21 protein-coding genes are annotated in these 21,983 nt (G+C 66.3%); 12 read left to right on the top strand and 9 right to left on the bottom strand.

All coding sequences use genetic code 11. The features are described from left to right. The first annotated feature begins 526 nt into the window (after positions 1-526). Complete coding sequence (locus P8R42_01705) at positions 527-1,279, top strand: glycosyltransferase family 2 protein (GenBank protein ID MDG2303360.1); 753 nt, start codon at positions 527-529, stop codon at positions 1,277-1,279. 57 nt (positions 1,280-1,336) lie between these two features. Continuing rightward, positions 1,337-2,125 (top strand): SDR family NAD(P)-dependent oxidoreductase, encoded by a 789-nt coding sequence (locus P8R42_01700; protein ID MDG2303359.1) that lies wholly within the window; start codon positions 1,337-1,339, stop codon positions 2,123-2,125. 22 nt (positions 2,126-2,147) lie between these two features. On the opposite strand, the gene P8R42_01695 is transcribed toward P8R42_01700, so the two are convergent. Together P8R42_01695 and P8R42_01690 are read right to left on the bottom strand one after the other, a co-directional pair. After that, positions 2,148-3,338, bottom strand: a complete 1,191-nt coding sequence (locus P8R42_01695; GenBank protein ID MDG2303358.1) for a cytochrome P450 — start codon at positions 3,336-3,338, stop codon at positions 2,148-2,150. Then, positions 3,335-4,498, bottom strand: a complete 1,164-nt coding sequence (locus P8R42_01690) for an amidohydrolase family protein (protein ID MDG2303357.1) — start codon at positions 4,496-4,498, stop codon at positions 3,335-3,337. The genes P8R42_01695 and P8R42_01690 overlap by 4 nt, the downstream gene beginning before the upstream one ends. A gap of 175 nt (positions 4,499-4,673) precedes the next feature. Between P8R42_01690 and P8R42_01685 the strand changes: the two genes are divergently transcribed. Further along, a complete protein-coding gene (locus tag P8R42_01685) occupies positions 4,674-5,357 on the top strand; it encodes a TetR/AcrR family transcriptional regulator (protein ID MDG2303356.1) in 684 nt (227 codons plus the stop codon). 7 nt (positions 5,358-5,364) lie between these two features. Here the strand turns inward: P8R42_01685 and P8R42_01680 are convergent, their stop codons facing one another. After that, positions 5,365-5,745: a carboxymuconolactone decarboxylase family protein gene (locus P8R42_01680; GenBank protein ID MDG2303355.1), complete on the bottom strand. Its 381-nt coding sequence runs from the start codon at positions 5,743-5,745 to the stop codon at positions 5,365-5,367. 233 nt (positions 5,746-5,978) lie between these two features. Between P8R42_01680 and P8R42_01675 the strand changes: the two genes are divergently transcribed. Continuing rightward, complete coding sequence (locus P8R42_01675) at positions 5,979-6,338, top strand: hypothetical protein (protein ID MDG2303354.1); 360 nt, start codon at positions 5,979-5,981, stop codon at positions 6,336-6,338. 1 nt (position 6,339) lies between these two features. On the opposite strand, the gene P8R42_01670 is transcribed toward P8R42_01675, so the two are convergent. The 3 genes from P8R42_01670 to P8R42_01660 are packed head-to-tail and all read right to left on the bottom strand — an operon-like array spanning position 6,340 to position 8,259. Continuing rightward, positions 6,340-6,492, bottom strand: coding sequence for a hypothetical protein (locus P8R42_01670; GenBank protein MDG2303353.1), 153 nt, complete (start codon positions 6,490-6,492; stop codon positions 6,340-6,342). Positions 6,493-6,514: 22 nt separating this feature from the next. Next, on the bottom strand, positions 6,515-7,813 hold the full coding sequence (locus tag P8R42_01665) for an aspartyl protease family protein (protein ID MDG2303352.1): 1,299 nt from the start codon (positions 7,811-7,813) through the stop codon (positions 6,515-6,517). A gap of 26 nt (positions 7,814-7,839) precedes the next feature. Beyond that, positions 7,840-8,259 carry a rhodanese-like domain-containing protein gene (locus P8R42_01660; GenBank protein MDG2303351.1) on the bottom strand — a complete coding sequence of 140 codons (420 nt, stop codon included), beginning with the start codon at positions 8,257-8,259 and terminating at the stop codon, positions 7,840-7,842. A gap of 131 nt (positions 8,260-8,390) precedes the next feature. On the opposite strand from P8R42_01660, the gene P8R42_01655 reads away from it, so the two are divergent. Together P8R42_01655 and P8R42_01650 are read left to right on the top strand one after the other, a co-directional pair. Then, positions 8,391-9,113: an enoyl-CoA hydratase-related protein gene (locus P8R42_01655; protein MDG2303350.1), complete on the top strand. Its 723-nt coding sequence runs from the start codon at positions 8,391-8,393 to the stop codon at positions 9,111-9,113. Positions 9,114-9,116: 3 nt separating this feature from the next. After that, positions 9,117-9,725, top strand: a complete 609-nt coding sequence (locus tag P8R42_01650; protein MDG2303349.1) for a histidine phosphatase family protein — start codon at positions 9,117-9,119, stop codon at positions 9,723-9,725. Between the two features lie 45 nt (positions 9,726-9,770). Here P8R42_01650 and P8R42_01645 read toward each other — a convergent pair whose 3' ends face one another. After that, the gene (locus tag P8R42_01645; protein MDG2303348.1) at positions 9,771-12,026 is read right to left on the bottom strand and encodes a fused MFS/spermidine synthase; all 2,256 of its coding nucleotides are present in this window, start codon (positions 12,024-12,026) and stop codon (positions 9,771-9,773) included. A gap of 440 nt (positions 12,027-12,466) precedes the next feature. On the opposite strand from P8R42_01645, the gene P8R42_01640 reads away from it, so the two are divergent. From P8R42_01640 to P8R42_01625, 4 genes are all read left to right on the top strand, one after another. Beyond that, complete coding sequence (locus P8R42_01640) at positions 12,467-13,972, top strand: TonB-dependent receptor (GenBank protein MDG2303347.1); 1,506 nt, start codon at positions 12,467-12,469, stop codon at positions 13,970-13,972. 107 nt (positions 13,973-14,079) lie between these two features. Further along, the gene (locus P8R42_01635) at positions 14,080-14,856 is read left to right on the top strand and encodes a crotonase/enoyl-CoA hydratase family protein (GenBank protein ID MDG2303346.1); all 777 of its coding nucleotides are present in this window, start codon (positions 14,080-14,082) and stop codon (positions 14,854-14,856) included. A 10-nt stretch (positions 14,857-14,866) separates the two neighbouring features. Beyond that, positions 14,867-15,661 carry an SDR family oxidoreductase gene (locus P8R42_01630; GenBank protein MDG2303345.1) on the top strand — a complete coding sequence of 265 codons (795 nt, stop codon included), beginning with the start codon at positions 14,867-14,869 and terminating at the stop codon, positions 15,659-15,661. 4 nt (positions 15,662-15,665) lie between these two features. Beyond that, positions 15,666-16,076: a hypothetical protein gene (locus P8R42_01625; GenBank protein ID MDG2303344.1), complete on the top strand. Its 411-nt coding sequence runs from the start codon at positions 15,666-15,668 to the stop codon at positions 16,074-16,076. 66 nt (positions 16,077-16,142) lie between these two features. On the opposite strand, the gene P8R42_01620 is transcribed toward P8R42_01625, so the two are convergent. Continuing rightward, complete coding sequence (locus P8R42_01620) at positions 16,143-17,939, bottom strand: hypothetical protein (GenBank protein MDG2303343.1); 1,797 nt, start codon at positions 17,937-17,939, stop codon at positions 16,143-16,145. Between the two features lie 33 nt (positions 17,940-17,972). After that, positions 17,973-18,749: a peptide-methionine (S)-S-oxide reductase MsrA gene (gene msrA, locus P8R42_01615; GenBank protein MDG2303342.1), complete on the bottom strand. Its 777-nt coding sequence runs from the start codon at positions 18,747-18,749 to the stop codon at positions 17,973-17,975. A gap of 150 nt (positions 18,750-18,899) precedes the next feature. Here msrA and P8R42_01610 point away from each other — a divergent pair, with 150 nt between their 5' ends. Further along, complete coding sequence (locus P8R42_01610) at positions 18,900-20,468, top strand: acyl-CoA synthetase (protein ID MDG2303341.1); 1,569 nt, start codon at positions 18,900-18,902, stop codon at positions 20,466-20,468. After that, entirely contained in the window at positions 20,468-21,958 is a 1,491-nt protein-coding gene (locus P8R42_01605; protein ID MDG2303340.1) for a VCBS repeat-containing protein, read from the top strand. Before P8R42_01610 ends, P8R42_01605 begins: the two co-directional genes overlap by 1 nt. The last annotated feature ends 25 nt before the right edge of the window (positions 21,959-21,983 follow it).

The following is a 21,983-nucleotide window of genomic DNA, read 5'->3' as shown; positions in this document are numbered from 1 at the left end:
GGCCACTAACCGAGAATTCCGACGGGAGAGGGCCGGAGACGTAGACGCCTGCGGACGCGGCCGAGAAAGAGAAAGCGACCGCGACGGCGGCCATGGTTCCGATAAGTTTCTTCATGTGTCCTCCCAGGGACGGGTTGGGCTCTGGCTGGGTCCAAAGCCGGCTGAATCGCCTAGTGAGATAAGAAATAGAATCTCGGGCACGCTCCGGTCAACTGGGCTTTCCCGGAGTGTGAGAGAAATTCAACGTGGGCACGAGAAAAATGGCCATTTCGGGACCAGCGGAGCCCTGGATTCGGCCGCGGATCCATATCGGCTCGAATAGTGAGAGATTCTGGCCTGGCGAGGGGCGTTTCCGGTCGGGTAGTTGGCTGAATTTCGGGAAACCGAGCCCTCGAGGCCGTCGTTTCCCAGGGGCGGGTGGAAGTGCCCCCGATCTTGCGAAGCCAGGGGGCGGCGTGCGAACCCATGCGTCCGATGCGCGAAGGCGTACAGCCGGGCTCGTTCTCGCCCTGCTTCGGGGCCCCGCGTGACTGTCCAGCCGAACATCGCAGCGAATCCGGCCGAAGAACCGTCGTCCCTGCGGCGTGTCGGCGTCGTGGTCCCGGCGCGAGACGAGGCGGACGGGCTGGCGCTGCTGATCCCGGCCCTCGCGGGATTCGGGCTCGGCCAACTCGTGATCGCCGACAACGCCTCGTCCGATGGGACGGGCACCGTCGCGCGAGGGCTCGGTGCGGACGTCGTCCGAGAGGAGCAGCTCGGGTACGGCGCCGCGTGCGTCGCGGCCCTCGGCGCTCTGCGAGCCGACATCGAAATCGTGGTCTTCCTCGACGCGGACCTCGCCGACGACCCTGAACAGCTCCCCCGCCTCGTAGCACCCATCCAGGCCGGGGAGGCCGATCTCGTGATCGGATGCCGCCCGCCGGAACTACGCGCGCGCGGCGCGATGACACCGCCGCAGGCGTTCGGAAACCGTCTTGCGACCTGGCTGATCCGACTACTGTGGTCGCACGCGTACACGGATCTCGGGCCCTTCCGGGCGATTCGGCGGAGCTCTCTCGAGCAACTCGACATGGCGGACCGCCGCTTCGGATGGACCGTCGAGATGCAGGTGCGGGCTTTGCAAGAAGGGCTGGGCGTTCAGGAGGTCGAAGTGCCGTACCGCGCGCGCGCCCACGGTCTTAGCAAGATTTCGGGGACTGCGGCGGGTGTGGCCCGTGCCGGCGGCTCGATCCTCTACACGATAGGGCGTCTCTGGCTCGCCGAGCGGCTTCGGCGATAGCCGCTGGGTTGGTCACTCGCGGGAGGTATGCGAGCCTTGCGGCGGAGGAAGAGGATCATGCCCGAGTCGACCCAAGAGAGTAGTCCGCCGCGCACCGCGGTCGTGAGCGGAGGCTCGTCCGGCATCGGCCGCGCCATCGTCGAGGCCTTTCTTGCCAAGGGGTGGAAGGTCGCATTCGGCGCACGGCGCGAGGAGCGGGTGAACGAGACCGCCCGCTCGCTGGGGGGCGCGTCCCCCAAGCTCTTCGGCGGTCGCTTGGATGTGACGGATGCGGCTTCGATCGACGGGTTCTACGACGCGGCCCGCGCGGCCCTTGGGCCGATCGATACCGTCGTGAACTGTGCGGCCCACGCGCGACCTGGGGCCTTCTACGAGCTCTCGGCTGACGAAATCCGGTCGGAGATCGATACCGGGCTCATCGGCGCACTCCTGTTCTCACGCCGTGGTGTGATCGACATGCTCGAGCGCAAGGCCCGCGGGCACGTGATCTTCATCTCGTCGACGACGGCGGGTGTTCCGTGGCCGTTCCACTCGCCGTACGCGGCGAGCAAGGCCGGGCTCGAGCAGGCGGCGCGGTCGATCTCCTTGGAACTCGAGGGCACCGGGATCCGGTCGACGATCGTTCGGGTCGGAAACACCGTTGGTACCGGCTGGGCGGGCGATTGGGACGCCGAGTCGATGATGATTGGGGCGCGTTGGCAGCAGTTGGGCCTGATCCGTCACGATGGATTCATGCAGCCCGAGAACGTGGCGCACGCGGTCGTCGCGGCGGTCTCCACACCGCCAGGCTTCCAGCTCGATCACGTCTCCGTCCACCCGGAAGCGCCGAAGACGAACGACGGGTAGGGGTCTCCCCGAGCGGCTCCCTTCAGAACCGGATCGGACAGTGAGACGGTCCACGGACCGTATTCGTCTGAACGAGCTCGACCCGGTCCTTCTCGACATCCCAGTCAGGGAACCGCTTGAGCGTCTCCTCGAGAGCGACGCGGCCCTCCAGCCGGGCGAGGGCCGCGCCCAGGCAGTAATGGGCCCCGTATCCGAGGGTTACGTGGCGATCGAGATCGCGCTCGACGTCGAAGCGGTCCGGGTCGGGATAGCGGCGCTCGTCCCGTCCGGCCGATCCCGTGAGGAGGGCTATCTTCGATCCCGCAGGGATCGTCACGCCGTGGAGTTCGACGTCGCGGGTCACGTAGCGGCCCTGGATCGGCGACGGGGCCTCGAACCGTAGGAGCTCCTCGACCGCGTTCAGGCTCTTTGATGGGTCGGAGGCGACCTTGTGTCGTTGGTCGGGGTTGTCGGCGTAAACCAGCGCGACCCATCCGAGGTGGCGCGCGACCGTCTCGTTGCCTGCCGCACTGATGAGGCTGATCATGCCCATTGTCTCGATGTCGTCGAGAGTGCGTGTCGTTCCGGTTTCGTCCTCGAACTCCGTGGCGAGGATTGCGCTGACCATGTCGTCGCGCGGTGCGGCGCGACGCTCTTGCACGGCTTCCCAATAGTATCGGTACGACTCGTCTTGTGCCTTCGCGCCGGCTTCGGTGGGGCCTTCGTTTCCTTCCGCACGATGGAGCGTGAGGTCGCTCCACTCTCGCAGCATGTCGTGGTCTTCTTCCGGAAACCCCAGGAGAGACGAGATCACCATTACGGGCAGACGCATCCCGAAATCGGCGACGTAGTCGAACCCTCCGGAGCCCACGAACGGATCGAGGTAGCGCGCGCAGAGGTCGCGGATCATCTCTTCGAGTTGGCGCGTCTTGCGTGGGGTGAAGAGTGGGCTCACGATCTTGCGCAGAGCGTCGTGGCGCGGAGGGTCGGTCATGATCATGATCGGATGGATGTCGTCCGAGCCGATCATGTCGAGTGTGATCCCGCGGGCGGAGCTGAAGGTCTCGGTGTCGACCGACGCGTCGAGGACGTCCTCGAATCGTGAGAGAGCGTAGAAGTTCCAGCGCTCGTTGTAATAGACCGGCGCGTCGTCCCGCAGGCGGCGCCAGGCACCGTACGGGTCGATCCGCAGGCCATGGTCGTACGGATCCCAGTGGGGCGCCTCCGTCGTCATGCCTGAAGTCCGTAGAACCGAAGCGCGTTGTCTCCGAGGACCTTGCGTTGGGACTCCTCGGGGAGGCTCGCGATGCGCTCGCGGAGCTCGCCGACGACGTTGAACGACGCGTCCAGGTGGGGGTAGTCGGACGCCCAGATGACGTAGTCGTCGCCGAGGTGTTCGACGATCTTCGCGGTGATAGACTCGTCCGGCTCGGCCGAGATGAGGCATTGCCGCTTGAAGTACTCTGACGGCAGCAGCTTCATCGTGGAGAACGAGCGCATGACTTCGAACTTGTGGTCGAGTCGGTCGAGCCATGCGGTGATCCAGTTGGATCCCGCCTCGAGCACGGCACACTTGAGTCGCGGGTACTTCTCGAACATGCCGCGCGTCATGAACGACGTGAACGCGGCCATGACGTCGAGCGCGAGGAATGCGAACGAGAACACGACGTTGCCGATGCGATCGCCGCCCGTGTCGCCGAGCCACGGATCGAGATGGCTCGACTCCCGCGCGACGACGTGGAAGGCGATCGGCATGTCGAGATCTTGTACGGTCTCGAAGAACGGTGCGAAGGCCGGATCGTCGAACTGCTTGCCGTTGCGCGAAGGCGGATCCGGCGACAGGTAAACGCCGGCGCATCCGTCTTTGCGTGCACGCTTCACTTCCTCGACGGCGCCTACCGGATCCTTCAGGCAGATGTGCGCAATCGGCACGAGGCGACGCGTATCCTGTTTGCAGAAGTCGACGAGCCATCGGTTGTAAGCGCGCGTGTACGGGGCGGCGAGCGTGTCGTCTTGGAGGTGGGCTTCCCACGCGATGCCGATGGTTGGGTAGAAGAGCGCGACATCGATCTGCTCGCTGTCCATGACGGAGAGTCGCGCGGCCGGGTCGTAGCCGCCCGGCGGGCAGCCGTCTTCGTAGCTCCGCGCGCCGGCCTTCATGAGGTCGGCGGCGTCCATTCCGATTCCGCCGAGCGCGCCGAGGCGACCGTAGAGGCCCATGTGCGGCTTCCCGTCGACGAGAAGGGCTTCGATCCCCTTGTCGTCCTTCTCGATCCGGATTGCGCGGTCACGGAGGTTCGGCTCGAGGTACTTCTGCCAAGTGTCGCGTGGTTCCAGCACGTGGCCGTCGGTGTCGACGGTCGTGATCGGTTGCCCGTTGCTCGCGCTCGCCATCTGGTTCCTCCTGTTGGATGAGAACACCGTTCTCACCCCGGATCTCTATGTCGCTTTCGGCCGCTGTGCAAGAGGAAACATTAGTGTTCGAAAGGCCTTTTGGGGCCCGCCCGTGGTCTCGCCGCATTGACCAGGCCGGCGGAACGTGGCAGCGGTTGAGACCGGCGTTCTCGCCATGGGCAGACCTGAATCCGAACCAGCCCCGCCCGCCTCCCATTGGGAGCGGCGGTCCGCGGAGCACGTCGTCGGCGGGGCGCGGGACCGGCTCCTCGCGCGGAGCCGGCAGTTCGTGGAGAAGGCGACCGAGGTCGTGGCTCGCGACGGAGTCGACGGCCTGACCCTCCGCACGATCCTGCACGAGACCGGCCTCTCCCGGCGCGCATTCTACGAGCGCTTCGCGAGCAAGGACGACCTGCTCGTCGCGGTCTTCGAAGAGACCATGCAGTCCGCCGCCGCGCGCTTCCGCGCGGAGTTCGAGGAGCATGGGCTCGACGATCCGTTCGATCGCCTCCGGTTCATCGTGAGGGGGATGATCGAGGGCGCGGAGCGTCAGAGGACGGAGAGCGGCGGCGGTCTGTCGCCGGCGATGAGTCGCGAGCACCTGCGCCTTGCCGAGTCCCGGCCGGACGAACTTCGGCAGGCGGTCGCGCCGACGACGAACCTCATGGCGGACCAGATCGCGGCAGCAATGGAGTCCGGACAAGCGCGTCGGGCTGATCCGCAGGAACTCGCGGTGCTCGTGCACAGCCTGGTTTCGTCGACGATTCACTCCGCGCTTTTCGGTGAGGCGGAGGAGTACGAGACCGAACGAACGGTTCGCGTCGTTTGGGAGTTTTGCCGGCGCGCGCTGACGGCGTAGCGGCGCGCTAGTCGCCCGTCGGGACCGGCAGATCGAGTTCAGCGCAGATGCTCCCGAGCTGTCGGTACATCGACGCCGCGCGTGGCCAGCCCGCGTAGTGTGCGATCTGCAGGATCGTCTCCAGCATTTCCGTCGGGGTGACGTCGCCGCTCTTGAGCGCGCCTGTCATGTGAATCTGGGTCTCGTCAGTCATCCCAGCGGAAGCCGCGCACGTGATCGAGATGAAGCGTCTTTCCTTGTGCGTGAGTCCCGGGCGACTCCAGAGATCGCCGAATACACCGTCGACGGTGGCGCGCATGAAGGGATCAACGGGCTCGAGGTCGATGTCCCACTGAGTCACCTTCTTGAAGTTCTCCTGGCCTCTCTTGCGGCGGTCTGCGTCGGACATCTGGCTCTCCTCCCTGGGTGCGGTGAGTTAGAGCGGCTGCGGCTCCACCGGGCAAGCGGGGCAGTTCTGTCCGGAGGCTTATGGAGGGGGGCTTTTCCACCGAAATTCGCCGTGGCGCGGGGAACAACGGGGCGGCTGGCGCTCTGGGCCACGGCGATGCTCGTGGGGGGCTCGTCGTCGCCGTAGGGTTGGAATCTTCCCGCCGGCGCGCGGACGAGCGCGTCTTGCGGCGCATGGGGCAGCCCGTCGTCGTAGACGGTCTTGGGTTGAATGCGCTGGCGTCCGGAGCGGGCGGACCGGTCGTTGTCCTCGATGAGGGGACGGGCGGAAGCCTTCACATGGGGGCCTGGATCCAGCCGGAGGTCGCTGGGGTGGCTCGGGTCGTGTCGGTCGACTCGACGCACGAAGACGAGGACGCGCGGCTCGCGGAGCTCGGCTACGAGGAGGGGCACCGGATGGATCTCTTAGTGTTCGTTCGGTTCACCGCACCGCTCGGAGTTCCATCAAGGCCCCGCGCTCGACACCTACTATCGCGAGAGCCGGGACTACGCGCAGAGCGCGCGTTGGATCGCGGCGACGGGGGACCTCGGTGATCTACCGGTCGTCGTTCTGACGCGTGACCTCGGGGCCGGGACCGACCCGTTCGATGTGTTGGATGCCGAGCTTCAAGCGCGACTGGCCGCGTTGTCGAGTCGGGGTGAGGTGCGCGGGATTCCCGGGAGGCTGACGGTTCTCGCTGAGCAGCACGCTCGCCTCGTGTCCGACACCATCATCGAGATGGTGCAGAGCTTTCGCCGTTCGGACGCGACCAAAGCGCCTCGCGGCGCACCGTGAGCGTCGCCGGCACGGTCCCGCGGAGGAAGGTCACGTCGATCGGGTCGGCGTGCGAACCGAAGAGTCCCACCGCGTCGAGCAGACTGCAGAAGGTCGCGAAGTCGACGGATTGCAGTGAGCGGCCATCGACCGAGATGATCTGATCGCCGATGCGAAGGCCGGCACGTGCGGCGGGTCCGTTTCGCCAGAGCGCACCGACGTGGACCTGTCCGTTCTCGAGCTGGGGGGTGAAGCCGAAGGCCGTGTAGTCCCGGTAGAGCGAGGTCTCGGGGTCGCGCCGTTGCAGGTAGAGCTCGTTCGTCTTCCAGTCGATCGTCACGCGAAAGTGGCGCAGGAAGGCGATCCCAACGTGAAAGTCGGAGACGTCCTTGCCGGTGAGGACCGGGAAGTCCGGGAGCCGAAGGTCGCCGATCGAGAGCTCGGGGAGTGTTCCAATGTACGTCGTCGCCGGGGCGTCTCCGAGGACAGTTCCGGCACCCGTTCCCGTTTGAGCGGGGGTGTGGCCGGCGAGCGTCCCGCCGGCTTGCTCGTAGAGCGCGACCGGTAATGCGACGGAGCCGTTGAAGCCGAGGTCGATGAGAAGCGAGCCCGCCTCCTCGGGGTTCAGCGGCACTTCGATCCGAGGGGAGCCCGCGCTGTCCCCGGGTCGGAAGGGGATGCGCATCGCGTACTCGAGGCCGGGCAGGCCGGTGATCTGATCGGTCACGGTGAGTAGGCCGGTGTGGAAGTCGATCTGCCAGACCGCCGCACGCAGAAGACTCGCGCCGAGAAGACCGTCGGTCGAGAGGCACGCGACGGGATTCGGCGCCTGCACCCAGTCGACGACGGCGCCGACGTTTGCAAAGTCCTGATCCGCGACCGTCACCGTCGGGATTCGGACGACGCGGGCGGATTCGCTCGCACCTCCATCCGGTCCCAGCAGCAACACCTCGGTCGCCGTTGCGAGGCTGAGGTCATCGGCAAGCCGCGACGAGATCGTCATCGGCGCGCCGGAATCGAGCACGAACGTGCGCTCTCGGGCCTCGCCGGCGAGGGTTGCCCGGACCTGGATCGAGTTCTGCTCGAGACGAAAGGGCGCCGACCCCTCGAACGGTGCGATGGGAGCGGTCACGCCGGCAAGGATCGTCGACGCAGCCGGTTCGCTTCCCTCACTCGTGAGCGCACTGCAGCCCGCCAGGCCGCTGAGAACGGCGGTGACGATCAGGCCGGAGACGGCACAGCCTGTGGCGCGCAACCGAAGTCGCGGGCGGCTGAGCCCGCTCAGCTCGCCTTGTCCTTCGAGACCGTCTTGCCCGACTTGGCCCAGCCCATAATGCCCTCGCTCATGACCGCCACGTTCTCGAAGCCGGCGGCCTGGGCCTTCTGGGCGGCAGCGGGAGCGGCGCCGCAATGCGTGTTGGCGCAGTAGAACACCAGCTGCGTGTCCTTCTCGGACGGAAGCTCGGCGGTCGGCTGGTAGCGCTTGTAGTCCGACAGAAGGACGGCGTCCGGGACGGTGCCGTGCTTCGTGCGGGTCGTTGCGCCGTTCGCGTCGATGGCGATCGCGTTGCCGGCGTTCATCATGCTCTCCAGTTGGTCGGGCGTGACGTCGGCGATGTGGTCGTCGGCGAGGGCGTTGCCGCACAACAGCAAGGCCGCCGCCAAGGCGAGCGTGAACACGGGCATGTAGAATCTCTTCATGGGGACCTCCGGGCTAGGCGACACCCCGCTTGAGTGTTGCGGTTCTGAGCTAATCCCCGTTTTCGCAGCGGTGCAAGCGGGGACCGCCGCTTTGCAGCCGACCCCGAGACCAGGCACAACCGCGGGTAGAGATGATCCGCCGCGAGAAAATCGATCGGGTCCTGGTCGTCACGATCGACCGCCCGGAGAAGAAGAACGCGCTGACGCTCGCCATGCGCCAGGAACTGGAGCGACTGCCCGAGGTCGTGAATGCGGACGAGGAGATCGCGGTCGTGGTGCTGACGGCGACCGAGCCCGTCTTCAGCGCCGGCGCGGACCTGAAGGAGATCTCCGAACGCCAGGGGCAGATGCCGCTCACGAGCCCCGGCGGCGGTCTGCGAAGGCTCTCGAAGCCGACGATCGCCGCGGTGAACGGTGCGTGCGTCACTGGGGGGCTGGAGTTGGCGCTGTCCTGCGACTTCATCCTCGCTTCGGACCGAGCGCGCTTTGCCGATACCCACGCGAAGCTCGGGGTCCTGCCGCGATGGGGAATGTCGGCGCTGCTTCCTCGACGGGTGGGACTCGCGATCGCAAAGGAACTGACGCTGAGCGGTCGTTGGGTGGACGCCGACGAGGCGGCGCGAATCCGGCTGTGTAATCGGGTCGTGCCGCACGATCAGTTGCGGGCGGTCACGCTGGACCTCGCGCGGCAGATTGCCGGAAATCCCGAGCCTGCCGTCCGCGGGTCGTTGGACCTTCTGAATCGCGGTGCGGCTCTAGCGCTCGACGACGCGCTCGCGCTCGAGAACGAGGTCGGAGAGAGCTTCCAAGTCGATCCCGCGCTCTTCGTGCGGCCGAGCCGAAGGAGGTCCTAGCTCATGGCCCGTGAGATCCTGATCATTCGACATGGCGAGACCGCCTCGAATGCGGCGCGGATCGTTCAGACCCCGGAGACTCCGCTGTCTGAGCGCGGTTCCGACCAGGCGCGGAGATTGGCCGAGCGCCTCGCGGCAGGGGGCGTCGAGCGCATCCTGACGAGCGACCTGCTGCGGGCACTGATGACGGCCGAGGCAGTACGGGCGACGACGCAGGCACTTCTCGAGGTGAACTCACTCCTGCAGGAGCGCAACTTCGGTGACGTACGGGGGACGCCGTACTCCGAACTCGGCGACCGGAACATCTTCGCGTACGAATTCGCGCCTCCCGGCGGAGAGACCGGTGCCGTCTTCGATGCGCGCGTCGATGAGGCGTGGGACGCCATTCGCACGTGCGCGGCCGGGGTCGAGGCGCGACTCGCGGTGGTCACGCACGGGTTGGTTTGCGCGGCTCTCACCGCCCGGCATTTCGAGCTCGGAGGTCTCGTCGCCCCGGAGGGCTGGGCGAACACCTCGGTCACGGCCGTCGAGGGCGTGGCCCCGTGGCGGGTCTTGCGACTCGATTGCACGGAGCATCTGGATAAGACCTCGCGTGACGGCGGTGCCGTCTAGCGCACCGCCGCCGCTCGACAGCGACTCCCGTGCGACGGCGCTGCACTAGCGCTTCTCGTTCGAACGGCGGATGTCGAAGAGCAGACGGTCCAGCTCCGGTCCGGTCAGCCAGGATTCGCGCTCCGAGCGCACCGCGGCCTGCGAGAGAGGTGCCCGATACTCGAGGATCGGACGATCGTCGGTGTTGAGTGGTGCGGATGCGAAGAGCTCTTTGCGAAGCACGCCGCCGAACCGGGCTGGCGGGTCCGCGAGGCGGGTTTCGTGCGGAGCGTCGTGCCGTCGAGCGATGAGTACGGCGATGGGTTCGTCGTCTCGGAAGCTGGCGTGCCAGAGCGTTACGTTGCTGAAGACGTCGAGCATCGTGCGGGCGATCGTGTCAAAGTCGTTCCGACTCAGCTGGAAGAACGGCAGCCACTGCGCGAAGATGCCGCCGGCGGCGAGACGCGCCCGCACCGTTTCGAAGTGCTCTTTGGTGTAGAGACTGCCGGTACCTTCGTGCCACGGGATGAAGAGGTCGGAGATGATCACGTCCCAGGTCTCGTGGGTGGTGGCGAGGTGGATGCGTCCATCGACCGCGAGGACTTGTGCGCGCTCGTCGGAGAAGAGGGCTCCGGCCGACTCCTCGAAGTAGGATCGAGAGGCCTCGACGACCTCGGGCAGAAGCTCCGTAGCGATCACGTGCTTGACCGGGTGCGCGAGCGCGGAGGCGGCGGTGATGCCGGAGCCGAGCCCGAGGAAGAACACGCGTTGCGGCGCACCGTGGAGCGCGAGGGGTAGGTCCGCTTGAAGCGCTTCCTCGGCGTGACCTTCGGTGCCGCCGAGGATGTAGGTGTTGTCGAGCCGGATGCGGCGTCCGCCATCGTCCCGGGTCACGGTAACGACGCCGTGTGGCGTCTCCCACACCTTCTCGATGATTTCGCCGGCTTCGACCCGGACGAGCGCGAGTCGGGTGGGATCGAGGAAAGTCCCGAAAAGAACGGTGGCGACGAGCGCAGCGGCTCGAAGGTAGCGCGCGCCCGGTGAGGACGATCCCACGCAGAAGAGGGCCAGAACGAGGTAGAGGAAGGCGAGGATCTGCACGCTGCGCCACAAGCCGATGGTAGGGAGCAGGGCGAAGCCCGCGACGAGCGAGCCGAAGACCCCGCCGGCCGTATTGAGCGCCACGAGCCGCCCGATCGTTTCGCCGGGCCGCGTGCCCTCTCGTTCGCAGAAGCGCAGAAGGGCGGGGAGAACGGCGCCGCAGAGCGCGGCGGGTGGGAGCACCACCAGGAGCGCCGTGCCGAAGACGAGGATCACGTATGGCGCGAAGCCCCACTGAGACGGGATCGACCCGAGTTGCCCGGTCGCGGCGTGGAGTGCGAACGGGGAGCCGCCGATTGCGAGCCCGGCACCGAGCAAGAGTGCGAACAAGTGAAGATCGGGTGGCAGTCGCGGGACGATGCGCGCCGATAAGGCGGCGCCGGTGGACAGGGCCAGGAGAAACACGACGAGTATCGTCGAGAATGCGTACACCGAACTGTTGAGGACGAGCGCGAACATGCGTGTCCACAAGACCTCGAGAGCCAACGTGGCGAACCCCCCGAGGAACGCGTAGCCCGCGAGCCAGCCGGCCATGGGACGGGTCGCGGTCTTCTCGTCGGCGGACGGAGCGGGCCGTTCGCCGACGACGTACGAGAGCACTGCGGCGAGCGCGCCGAGTGCGAGGTTGAGCGCAATCGCCGTCGCGTAGGAGCCGCGGAACCCGAGCCAGACTGGCAGTACGAACCCGGCAAGGAGTGCGCCGACCGCGGCGCCCGCGGTGTTCGTTGCGTAGAGCACGCCGGTCGTGGTCGCGAGTTGCGTGGGCCGCCGCACGAAGACCTCGCCCATGACCGGAAGCGTGCCGCCCATCAGTACGGCGGGCGGGAGAAGAAACAGGAACGAGAGAGCGACGCGGCCGAGTACCAACCCCCAGGTGCCGGTGCCCAACGTCGTTACGAGCGTCGGGTAGACAGATAGGTGTGCCGCCGGGAGGCCGAACGAGAGCAGGGCGGTGACGCCGATGCCTACCTCGAGTCCGGCGTACAAGAGGAGTGGCCGAGAGGAGCGCGCGGCGCGCCCGCCGAAGAACGCGCTGCCCGCAGCGAGCCCGGTGAAGAATACGGCGAGGGTCGTGGCGGTCGCGTGAGCGCCGCTGCCCAAGACGAGCCGCAGGTCCCGGAGCCAGAGCACCTCGTACACCAGCGAGGCGACGCCGGAGGCGAAGAACACGGCGAGAAGTCCCGTCCGTGCTCGCCCCGCGATCTCTGGCCCAGTGGTCATGCGTCCCTTCAAAGCCGAAGCTCGCGGGCGCGGCAAACCGAGGGCGCTTGCCTCCGAGGGCGAGCCGCAGTTGCTTCTCGCCGAGAGGGTAGAGTATTTTGGTCCGTCGGATGAAGCGTTCGTTTATCCCAATCTGCGTGCCCGCCGTTCTCCTGGCGTTTCTAGTCGGATTTCTCGGTGCGGGTGTCGCGTCGGCGCATCACCACGCTGAGGCGTCCTCTCCTGCCGATTCGTGTGGTGTCTGCGTAAATGCGGCACAGGTCGCGGCTGGGACGGCTCTCGAGCCCTCAGCGGCTCCCGCCCCCACGGCCGAGCGCATCGAGCCGACGGCCGCTCCGGCCGTCGAAGGGGGCTGCCGCTCCGAGGCGCGAGGTCGATCTCCGCCTGCCGACGCTCCTGTGTTCTGAGCGCGCCGGGTTTCCGCGTTTTCGTCGGTCCCGTTGGCGCAGCGCGCGAGCGCCCAATCCGCGGGGACGCTGCAGGAAGTGCATGAGGCGTCACCGCACGATCCGGAGGAGGTCGAGCCGGAGCCGGGCGACGAGAAGGTTCTGTCGTTCGGTGTCGACGCGATTGTCGTAACGGCGAGTCCTCTCGCGACGACGCCACGTCAAGTCGCGCAGGCGGTCTCGGTCCTGGAAGGTCAGGAGCTGCTGCTGTCGAAGCAGGCGACGATCGGCGAGGGCTCGCTCGCGTATTACCTGAGCGGCTTTGGGCTCACGGCCGGCGACATCTCGATCCCCGGCTTCGCCCGGTCCAAGCAGTTGCGCGAACTCGAGCCGCTCCCGCCTGGCGAGGAGGCCAAGGGCACGCTGCCGAACAGCGCGGTGTCGAATACGGGCTTTGCGACCGGCCTTTCCTGGGTCGAGGAGGACTTCTATGTCGGAGTTGCGCCTTCGCTGTACCGCACCAGTTACGGCATCGTCGCGGAACCCGACGTCACCGTCGATCTCTCGCAGAATCGCCTCGACGTTGCTGCCGGCGTCACGGACCCGGTCGACTATGTGCACTCGATCGAGGCGAAGGCGCGCGTGGTGGACTATCATCACACCGAGTTCGAGGGGGACGCAGTGGGGACGGTGTTCTCGAACCGGGGCTACGATCTACGGATCGAGGCGGTACACCACCGCCTGGGTCTCTTCGACGGCGCCCTTGGCTTCCAGAGCTTCCGATCGGATTTCTCGGCCCTTGGCGAAGAGGCTTTTCTGCCCGTGACGCTCACGAGCTCGCAGTCGGTTTTTATTCTCGAGGAGATGCATCTCGATCCGCTCTCCTCCGAGCAGTCCGCCACCCTCGACAGCTCGTACACGCAGCGGCCGCCCAACTACGAGGAGCTATACGCGAACGGACCGCACGTTGCGCTGGGCCGGTTCGGGATCGGTAACCCGGACTTCGGTTCGGAGCGGTCAATGGGTTTCAACCTCGCCTACCTCGGTTCGATCGACGCAATCGTTTGGGCGGTGAATGGCTTCTACAACCGCTTCTGGAACTTTCTGACCCTGTTCCCGACCGGCGCGGTGGAGGACGGTTTCCAGGTGGAGATGTTCGAAGGCATCCCGGCAGACTTCGCCGGGGGCGAGGCGGAGCTTGCGTTTCACGTCATCGACGACGCCGTGCAGCGCTTACACGTCGTTGGGTGCGCCGACTACGTGTGGGCCGAGAATCGCGACACGGGAGCACCTCTCCCCCGAATGCCGCCGCTCCGTTTCGGTGGCAGCGTCATTTACGAGTACGGCGCTTTTCATGCGCAGTTTGACGCGCTGCGGGCCCGGGCGCAGGACCGGGTTCCCGACGATGCCCTGCCGAGCGTCGGGCCGTTCGACTCGCTGGTGTTCCTTCGGATGAGGAACCTCCTCGATGCAGAGGCGCCGGATGCCGCGTCTTTCCTGAAAGATGTCGCGCCCCTGCCGGGCCGGAACTTCGGCGGTGGCGTCCAGGTGTCGTTCTGAGGTCCCGCGCGGTCGAGTTGAGAGGGGACGCGCCCGTCCGTATGTACGGGGTCGGGCCCCGAGCGGGTCTCCACCCTTTCCCACAAGAATCGAAGGAGCTGTCTGCCATGTCCGATGAAGCGAAGGTCCTGACCGAGGTCCGAGGCCGCACCCTGGTGATCACCATGAACCGGCCCGAGGCCCGCAACGCAGTCAACGGAGACGTGGCGAGCGGGATCGAGGCGGCGATCGACGAGTTGGAGAACAACGAGGAGCTCTGGACCGCCGTCTTGACCGGGAACGGTCCCGTGTTCTGTGCCGGAGCCGACCTGAAGGCCATCAGTTCCGGTAATGCGGCTGGTCTGCAGACGGAGCGCGGTGGCTTCGGTGGTTTCGTCCAGCGCAAGCGCACGAAGCCCGTCATCGCCGCATTGAACGGACCGGCCCTCGCGGGCGGCTGCGAGCTCGCGATCTCGTGTGACCTGATCGTCGCGCCCGAAGGCGGCAAGATCGGCATTCCGGAGGTGAAGCGGTCCCTGATCGCGCTCGCCGGTGGCCTGGTTCGGCTGCCCCGCCTGCTCGGCAAGAACGCGGCGCTCGAGCTGGCGATGACCGGTGAGCCCTTCCCGGTCGAGCGGATGTATCAGCTCGGTCTCGTGAACCGTGTCGTGCCGGCCGATCAGGTTCTGTCGACCGCGCTCGAGCTCGCCGACAAGATCAACGAAGCGGCTCCTTTGGCCGTCCGTGCGTCGCGCCAGGTGATCCTCGAGTCGGACGGACTGGATGAGGAAGCCGCCTTCGCGAAGGGTGGAGAACTCGTTGGGCCCGTGTTCCGTTCCGAGGATTTCAGCGAGGGGCCGCTCGCCTTCATCGAGAAGCGGGCACCGAACTGGAAGGCGAAGTAGTCGCCGGTCGATGAAGGACCTCGACGGTTGTTTCGCGTTCGTTACGGGGGCGTCGCGCGGCGTTGGGCGGGCGGCAGCGCGCAAGCTTGCCGCTCGCGGCGCTCGGGTCGCGATCGGCTACCGCAAGGAGCGCGAGACCGCCGACGAGGTCGTCCGGGAACTCGAGGCTCTCGGGGGCAGCGGGGTTCCGATCCAGCTGGACGTCGGTGACGACGACGCGCGGAATCGCGCGTTCGACGAGGTCGAGGCGGAGTTCGGCGGTCTCGACATCTACGTGGCCAACGCAGCCGCGACGGCCTTCAAGCCGCTTCTCGACATCAAGCCGCACCACGTGGAGAAGACGTTCGCGATTACTGTGAACGGATTCCTGTTCGGGGTGCAGCGGGCCGCCGCGCTGATGGAGAAGCGCGGTGGTGGGATGGTCGTCGCCGTGTCCGGATACGACTGCGTGCGCACGATTCCACGCCACGGTGTCCTCGGGGCGGCGAAGGCGGCGATGGAAATGCTCGCCAAGCAGTACGCGTTCGAGCTCGGGCCCCGCGGGATTCGGGTGAACTGTGTGAACTTCGTGTACGCCGATACCGATTCGACGCGTTTTTACGCCGGCGAGGGCCATGAGGCGATGCGGCGCGACGTCGAGGCACTGACACCGCTTCGCAGCCTGGCGTCGGCCGACGACGTCGCCGACGCGATCTCGTACCTCTGCTCGTCCGGGGCCGGCTTCGTCTCCGGGCAGACCCTGATGGTCGACGGTGCGATCCTGCTCACCGCGCCCGCGCCGCAGCATCTTCCATCGGTGGACTGATCCTGTGGACGTCCGCGGCTGTCGCGCGGTCCTCGGAGCTCTCGTCCCGTCTTTCAACACCGTGGTGCAGCCCGAGTTGGACGATCTGCGGCCGAGTGGCGTCACGAATCAAGTGGGTCGGTTTCTGTTCGACGCGAACCTTTTGCAGAATGTTCGGGACGAGGCGAAGAAGCTCGCGACGGCCCATCCCGCGGCGTTGATCGTTGGTCTCGCCACGGATGGCATCCGCGGTGGCCTTGCGGTTCTGGAGCAGAGCGCCCGCGACCTGGAATCGGAGAACGGGACCCCGACGTTCACGGCGTCGCACGCGACGCACGAGGCCTTGCGGGTTCTGGGCGCGCGCTGGATCGGGCTCGTAACCCCTTTTGGAAGCCGGTCGTCGCTTGCAACGCGGCAGTCTACTGGCAGGCGCTAGGCGCCGTCGGCGTGAACGATGCCGTTGCCGGCTACGGAGTACTCCTGGCGGAGCACGAGCAGACGGTTAGAACCCGACGCCGATGAACCCGTCGGTCGGCGGCTGGGGAAAGCCGTCGGCGATGTAGAACTGTCCGAGGAAGATGAACATCTCGTTTTCGGTGCTCTCTCCGCCAGTGATGGCGCATGCGTCGCACCAGCCGTCGCCGGCGCCCGCCGTGCTGTCGCACTCGGCGTCTTCCGTGCACGCGCCGCCGATCTGTCCAGTGACGCACGCAACGGGAGTGCAGCCGCCGGCAAGGAAGCCGTTGGCGGAACTCGCCGGCATGCGGGAGAGCCGGGTCACGGCTTCGACATCGGGTGAGCCGTCTTCGTTCATGCCGTTGTTGTACGTCGAGCAATAGGTGATGCGGCGATCCGCGCCGTCCTCGGAGTCGAATGCGAGCGGAGGCTCGAATTCCTGTCGCGTCGGGTCGTTGTAGATGAAGTTCTCGTAGATCTGGGTGCCATCGGGGAGGGTCGCCCAGAAGTGCACGCCACGCTTGTGGTTGTGTGACGTGACCGAAAAGAGCCGCGCGCCCTGGGGGAGCAGGTGGTCACGGCAGATCGTCTCTTCGGTGAACGGGGCTGCGTTGGGGTCGAGGGCGCCGTTGCCGCCGATGAGGGCGACGACGGGGAAGAGCTGTTCTTCGGCGAAGTAGACGTTCAGTCGGCCGTTCAACGTGTGGTCGCGTGTCGTCAGGTTGAACGCGTGCGTGTTCCAGAAGGCGATACCGGAGAGCGGTATCTGGCCGAAGACGCCGGGACGAAGGCGCTGGAATACTTGGGGCTCCTGGCCGCCGCCGATGTTTCGACCCTGAGTGGGAAGTCCCACGACGGAGTCGGGGCCGAAGCCAATGCAGGCGAACGTGTCTGTCGGCGTGGTGCGGCAGGTTGAGTCGCCGCACGAGGTTGCGTCTAGGGGATCACAGCTCTTGCCGTCTCGGCTGCCCCCCGCGCACGTCCAATCGGGGAGCGCCGGGTCAGCGATCTCTTCGATCGGGACTCCGGAATGGCTGAGTACCATGTGGTGACTCATGGGGTCCTGGCGAAGCTCTTGTGCATTGATGCGGAAGAACTGGCCCGTCGGATCGAGGAACTTTTCGGGGATTTGGCCGGTGAAGTCGTAGTACGTCGCGAAGCAGAGTTCCTGCTCGCTGCCCGACCGAAGTTCGATCGGCGGCATCACGAACTGGACGCCCTCATCGGGCGCGGGAACGCGGAGTGGTTGGATCGTGATCGGTTCGGGCTCGGGAAGGCACGCATCAAGGAGGTCTTCGGTGCCCTCGACGGTGTCATGTTCGGGGGCGCCTCCCGCGATCCAAAGACGGACCGCCGTGAGCTCCTCCGCGCTGATGGGCGACAATCCACTCGGCATCGCCGAGCCGTTGATTTCGACGGTGCCTGGACGCGTCGCGGCGGCGAGCTTCGCGTACAGATAGCTCCGGTCACGGTCGCCCGGAATGACGAGTAGGGCACTCGATCCGGTCGATGGGACCTCGATGAGATTCTGGTACGACTCGCCGTCGGTCAGGTCTAGTCCGCCGGCCGCGGAGTCGCCGTGGCAGACCTGCTGGGTGCAGCCACGGTTCTCGAACACGACTTCCTGGATGGCGGCAAAGGTACTGTCGAACTCGGTGCAACCGTCGACCGGGTTCGGTGGTCCGCTTGGTGGTGGCTCAACCGGCTGGCCCGGCGCCGTCGTCTCGGGCGAGGCTGAACCTGTGGCCCCGTCGCCGCAGCCCATCGATAGGAGGACCGCCAGCGCGATGAAGATGGACGCGACGCCGAGGCGGGCGCGAGGCCCACTAATCATCGGAAGCACGGACCCTCTTATAGGTGCCACGCACCGAATGGATCAACTGACCCCGTAGAGGGCAGGCGCAGGGGTGGCCCGGCTCGTTTTCACCTTTTTCCCACCGGCTTCGTCGCCCCAGAGTTGCTCGAGGCGCTGATCTCGGCCACAGCGGTAGCGGTAGTACCGGTATCGGATGGGATTCTTCTCGTAGTAGTCTTGGTGGTAGTCCTCAGCATCGTAGAACTCGGTCGCCGGCACGATCCGGGTCTCGATCTTCCCGGGCAACCGACTAGATTTTTCGAGCGCGCGTTTCGACTCCTCGGCGATTTGCCTCTCGGCGTCCGAGCCGTAGAAGATCGCGCTGCTGTATTGGTAGCCCTTGTCACAGAACTGGCCGCGAGCATCGAGAGGGTCGATGTTGCGCCAGAACACGTCGACGAGAGCGGCGTACGAGACGACACTCGGGTCGTAGTCGACGCGTACCGCTTCGATGTGCCCGGTGTTTCCGCTCGACACCTGCTCGTAGGTCGGGTCGGCGAGCTTTCCTCCGGTGTAGCCGGAAGTCGTGGAGATCACGCCGGGCAGTTCATCGAAGGGCTTCTCCATGCACCAGAAGCAGCCGCCGGCGAAGATCGCGGATGCGGTCTCGTCGGATGCAGGCGCCGCGCTCTTTGCGTCCGGGGTGGTCGATGCCGCGACCGGCGTCCCGGGGAGCGTGCCGAGCAGGGCGGCGGCGCCGACCGCCAGCGCTACAGTCCGGCCGAATCTAGCCGAGCGTGGGTGCGTGAGGGAGCGAATGATGGGTTGTTTGCGTCCTCGGTCTTGCATCGTGTTCATCATGGTATCTGACAGTACGTGGTGTGTCCGAAGGAGTTACGAGCCCCGAGATCATCCGCGCCCGGCGGCGATTGATCCCACGGCGCCTGTGGCCTAACTGGAGGGTCGGGGCTGCGAGGTGGAGCCCGACCGAAGGGGAGATCACAGACGATGGCCGACGACATCAAGCAGTATCCGGGCACCTGGGCCGAGAAGGAGCCGGACCGCCCGGCGGTGATCATGGCGGCCGACGGCCGGATCGTCACGTACCGGGAGTTGGACGATACCGCGAACCGACTCGCCCGGGTGTTTCACTCGATCGGCCTGAAACCCGGTGACCACGTCGCGTTCTGCATGGAGAACCGCGCCGAATACCTGCCCATCATGTGGGGGTGTCACTATGCAGGGTTGTACTACACGGCTGTCAGCTCACGGCTGACCGCCGATGAGTTGGCGTACATCCTCGAGGACAGCGGTAGCCGAGTCTTCATCACCAGCCCGTACAAGGCGGACCAGGTCGCGGAGCTGGGCGATCGGTTGGACCGCCTGGACCTTCGACTGTCGGTGGGGGGCGCCGTCGCGGGTTTCGATTCCTTCGAGGAGGCGATCGCGGCACAGTCGCCGGAGCCGTTGCCGGATCGCGTCGAAGGAGGCCCGATGCTCTATTCGTCGGGCACGACCGGTCGGCCCAAGGGCGTGAAGGCGGCGCTGCCGGACATGCCGCTCGGAACGCCCGACGGCCTCTCGAGTCTGATCACGCTCCTTTTCGGAGCGACCGAGGCCTCGGTCTATCTCTCTCCGGCGCCGCTCTATCATGCTGCGCCGCTTCGTTACTGCGCGGGCTTCCACCGGATCGGTGCGACCGTACTGGTGATGGAACGCTTCGACGCTGAGGGGGCGTTGGACGTCATTGCGCGGCACCGTGTGACGCACAGCCAGTGGGTCCCGACGATGTTCGTTCGGATGTTGAAGCTTCCCGAGGCGACGCGTGGGAAGTACGACCTTTCCAGCCTGAGCTGCGCCGTGCACGCGGCCGCACCGTGCCCGGTCCCGGTGAAGGAGCAGATGATCAAATGGTGGGGTCCGGTCCTGCACGAGTACTACGCAGGGACCGAGGGCAACGGCTTCGTGTACTGCAACTCCGAAGCGTGGCTCGCGCACAAGGGCACGGTGGGCCAGCCTCTCGGCTCCGAGGTTCACATCATCGGTGAGGACGGCGTCGAGGTTCCGGTGGGGCAGGAGGGCGCTGTGTATTTCGGAGAGAGCACCGTCGGTGGCCGCTTCGAGTATCACAACGACCCCGAGAAGACGTCCAAGAGCTACATGGACAACGGGTGGAGCACTCTGGGCGACATCGGTCGTCTCGACGAGGACAATTTCCTCTACCTCACCGATCGCAAGGCGAACATGATCATCAGCGGTGGGGTGAACATCTACCCGCAGGAAACCGAGAATGTCCTCACGATGCACCCGAAGGTCCAGGACGTCGCCGTGTTCGGCGTTCCGAACGAGGACTTCGGCGAGGAAGTGAAGGCGGTCGTGCAGCCGGCCGAGATGTCCGACGCCGGCCCGGAGTTCGAGAGCGAGCTCATCGCGTACTGTCGCGAGAATCTCGCCGACGTAAAGTGTCCGCGAAGCGTCGATTTCCGAGAGGAGCTCCCGCGCCACCCGACCGGCAAGCTCTACAAGCGCCTCTTGAAGGATGAGTACTGGAAGGGTCACCAGAGCCGGATCGTCTAGTGTACCCGATTCGATTCTTGGTCCCGGTCCTTGGTGCGCTCTTCGGTCTCGTTGCGACCGTCGCCGCGGAGCCCGGTGGATTCGAGCGCTTCGAGCTCTCGGTGCCGCACCCGGTGCGGAAGGCGGTCTTTGCCGTGAAGACGCCGGGAGGGGGCGGGCGTAGCCTCGTGGTCGCCGGTGTCGGCGCGGACAAGTCGGCGAGCTTCTCGGTCTTCCCGGTAGGCGAGGACGGACGGTTGTCTGCGAAGCCGGCTCGCACGGTGCAATTGGCGGGCGACGTGCTCGCTCTCGATGGAGACGAAGAAGCGCTCTACGCGCTGACTCCCTCGGGCGTCCAGCGTTGGAATCCGGCAGACGACTCGTTCTCTTCCGTTGCGGAAGCGACCTCGATCTTCCAGCTCCGACCGCTCGCCCAGCTGATCCCGATCTCGTTCCTCGACGATGCCGACGGGGACGGCCGATCTGATATCGTCCTCCCGGATTTCAACGGCTACCGCGTCTTCTTCCAAGAGGACACGGGCGGGTTCCGCAGCGGCCCGGTCCTCCAGGTCCCCGCCATCTCACATCACCAGGAGTACAACCGCCGCATCACGTACCGCCCGGTGCGGCTGTACTTCCTCGACGGTGACGGTGACGGTACGCGAGACGCGGTCGCGGTGCGCGGTGGCTCGATGATCTTCTTCGCGGGCGAGGGCCCGGGCCGCTTCGCTGCGGGGAGAGTCGTTCCGCTGGGCCTCGGCATCACCGAACGCTTCCTCGGAGACGACGTCGGCGGCGTGGACGTCGACCACACGGATCAGACCTGGAAGCGCGTCGTGCGCGTCGGCGACTTCGACGGGAACGGGAAGGCCGATCTCTTCACGCACACGGTGGAGAGCGAAGGGCTCTTCGATAAGACCCACGTCCTTCAGCTTCACTCGGCCAAGAAGGGCGTCGGGTTCGATTACGAGTCCTCCGAGGACGGCCGCATCGATACGAACGTCGTGATCGATACCCCGAGCTTCGCCGATGTGAACGGCGACGGCCGTACGGACTTCGGCACGTGGTCCGTCGACTTCGGCATCGGGACGATTTTCGGGTGGCTCGTCAGCGGGACGGTGGACCTCGAGGTATCGTACTACGCGCTTGGGGAGAACGGTCGCTATCCCAGTGAACCCGACCGGCGCGAGGAGGTCGAAGTGGCGTTCGATCTCGCGAGTGGGAAGCCGACCGTGCCCCCCTGGTTCCTCTCCGACATAAACGGCGACAGCCGGCTGGATCTGATCCTCGGCGAGGGCGACGACAAGATCCGCGTGTTCCTGGGCGATGGATCGGAGGCGCTCTTTGCGGCCGACCCGGTCGTGACCGAGGTCCGTCTCCCGGGCAACGGCCGGGACCTCGTGAGCCCGGCTGACGTGAACGGAGACGGCAAGGCCGACATCGTCCTTCGCTACGGACGCGTGGACGGCGACGGCCTCGACCGGACCCTGCAGGTGTTGATCGCCCAGTGACCGCGACGATGCCGTGTTTTCGCGG

It is taken from the genome of Candidatus Binatia bacterium, from assembly GCA_029243485.1.
GTDB lineage: Bacteria > Desulfobacterota > Binatia > UBA12015 > UBA12015 > VGTG01.
This window is presented reverse-complemented; position numbering and strand designations above follow the sequence as displayed.

Excerpts from the sequence above, each read along its gene's own strand:
- P8R42_01680 (MDG2303355.1), bottom strand. The coding sequence starts at position 5,745 with ATGTCCGACGCAGACCGCCGCAAGAGAGGCCAGGAGAACTTCAAGAAG.
- P8R42_01685 (MDG2303356.1), top strand. The coding sequence starts at position 4,674 with ATGGGCAGACCTGAATCCGAACCAGCCCCGCCCGCCTCCCATTGGGAG.
- P8R42_01610 (MDG2303341.1), top strand. The coding sequence starts at position 18,900 with ATGGCCGACGACATCAAGCAGTATCCGGGCACCTGGGCCGAGAAGGAG.
- P8R42_01635 (MDG2303346.1), top strand. The coding sequence starts at position 14,080 with ATGTCCGATGAAGCGAAGGTCCTGACCGAGGTCCGAGGCCGCACCCTG.
- msrA (MDG2303342.1), bottom strand. The coding sequence starts at position 18,749 with ATGAACACGATGCAAGACCGAGGACGCAAACAACCCATCATTCGCTCC.
- P8R42_01655 (MDG2303350.1), top strand. The coding sequence starts at position 8,391 with ATGATCCGCCGCGAGAAAATCGATCGGGTCCTGGTCGTCACGATCGAC.
- P8R42_01650 (MDG2303349.1), top strand. The coding sequence starts at position 9,117 with ATGGCCCGTGAGATCCTGATCATTCGACATGGCGAGACCGCCTCGAAT.
- P8R42_01630 (MDG2303345.1), top strand. The coding sequence starts at position 14,867 with ATGAAGGACCTCGACGGTTGTTTCGCGTTCGTTACGGGGGCGTCGCGC.
- P8R42_01700 (MDG2303359.1), top strand. The coding sequence starts at position 1,337 with ATGCCCGAGTCGACCCAAGAGAGTAGTCCGCCGCGCACCGCGGTCGTG.
- P8R42_01690 (MDG2303357.1), bottom strand. The coding sequence starts at position 4,498 with ATGGCGAGCGCGAGCAACGGGCAACCGATCACGACCGTCGACACCGAC.
- P8R42_01645 (MDG2303348.1), bottom strand. The coding sequence starts at position 12,026 with ATGACCACTGGGCCAGAGATCGCGGGGCGAGCACGGACGGGACTTCTC.
- P8R42_01695 (MDG2303358.1), bottom strand. The coding sequence starts at position 3,338 with ATGACGACGGAGGCGCCCCACTGGGATCCGTACGACCATGGCCTGCGG.
- P8R42_01660 (MDG2303351.1), bottom strand. The coding sequence starts at position 8,259 with ATGAAGAGATTCTACATGCCCGTGTTCACGCTCGCCTTGGCGGCGGCC.
- P8R42_01675 (MDG2303354.1), top strand. The coding sequence starts at position 5,979 with ATGGGGCAGCCCGTCGTCGTAGACGGTCTTGGGTTGAATGCGCTGGCG.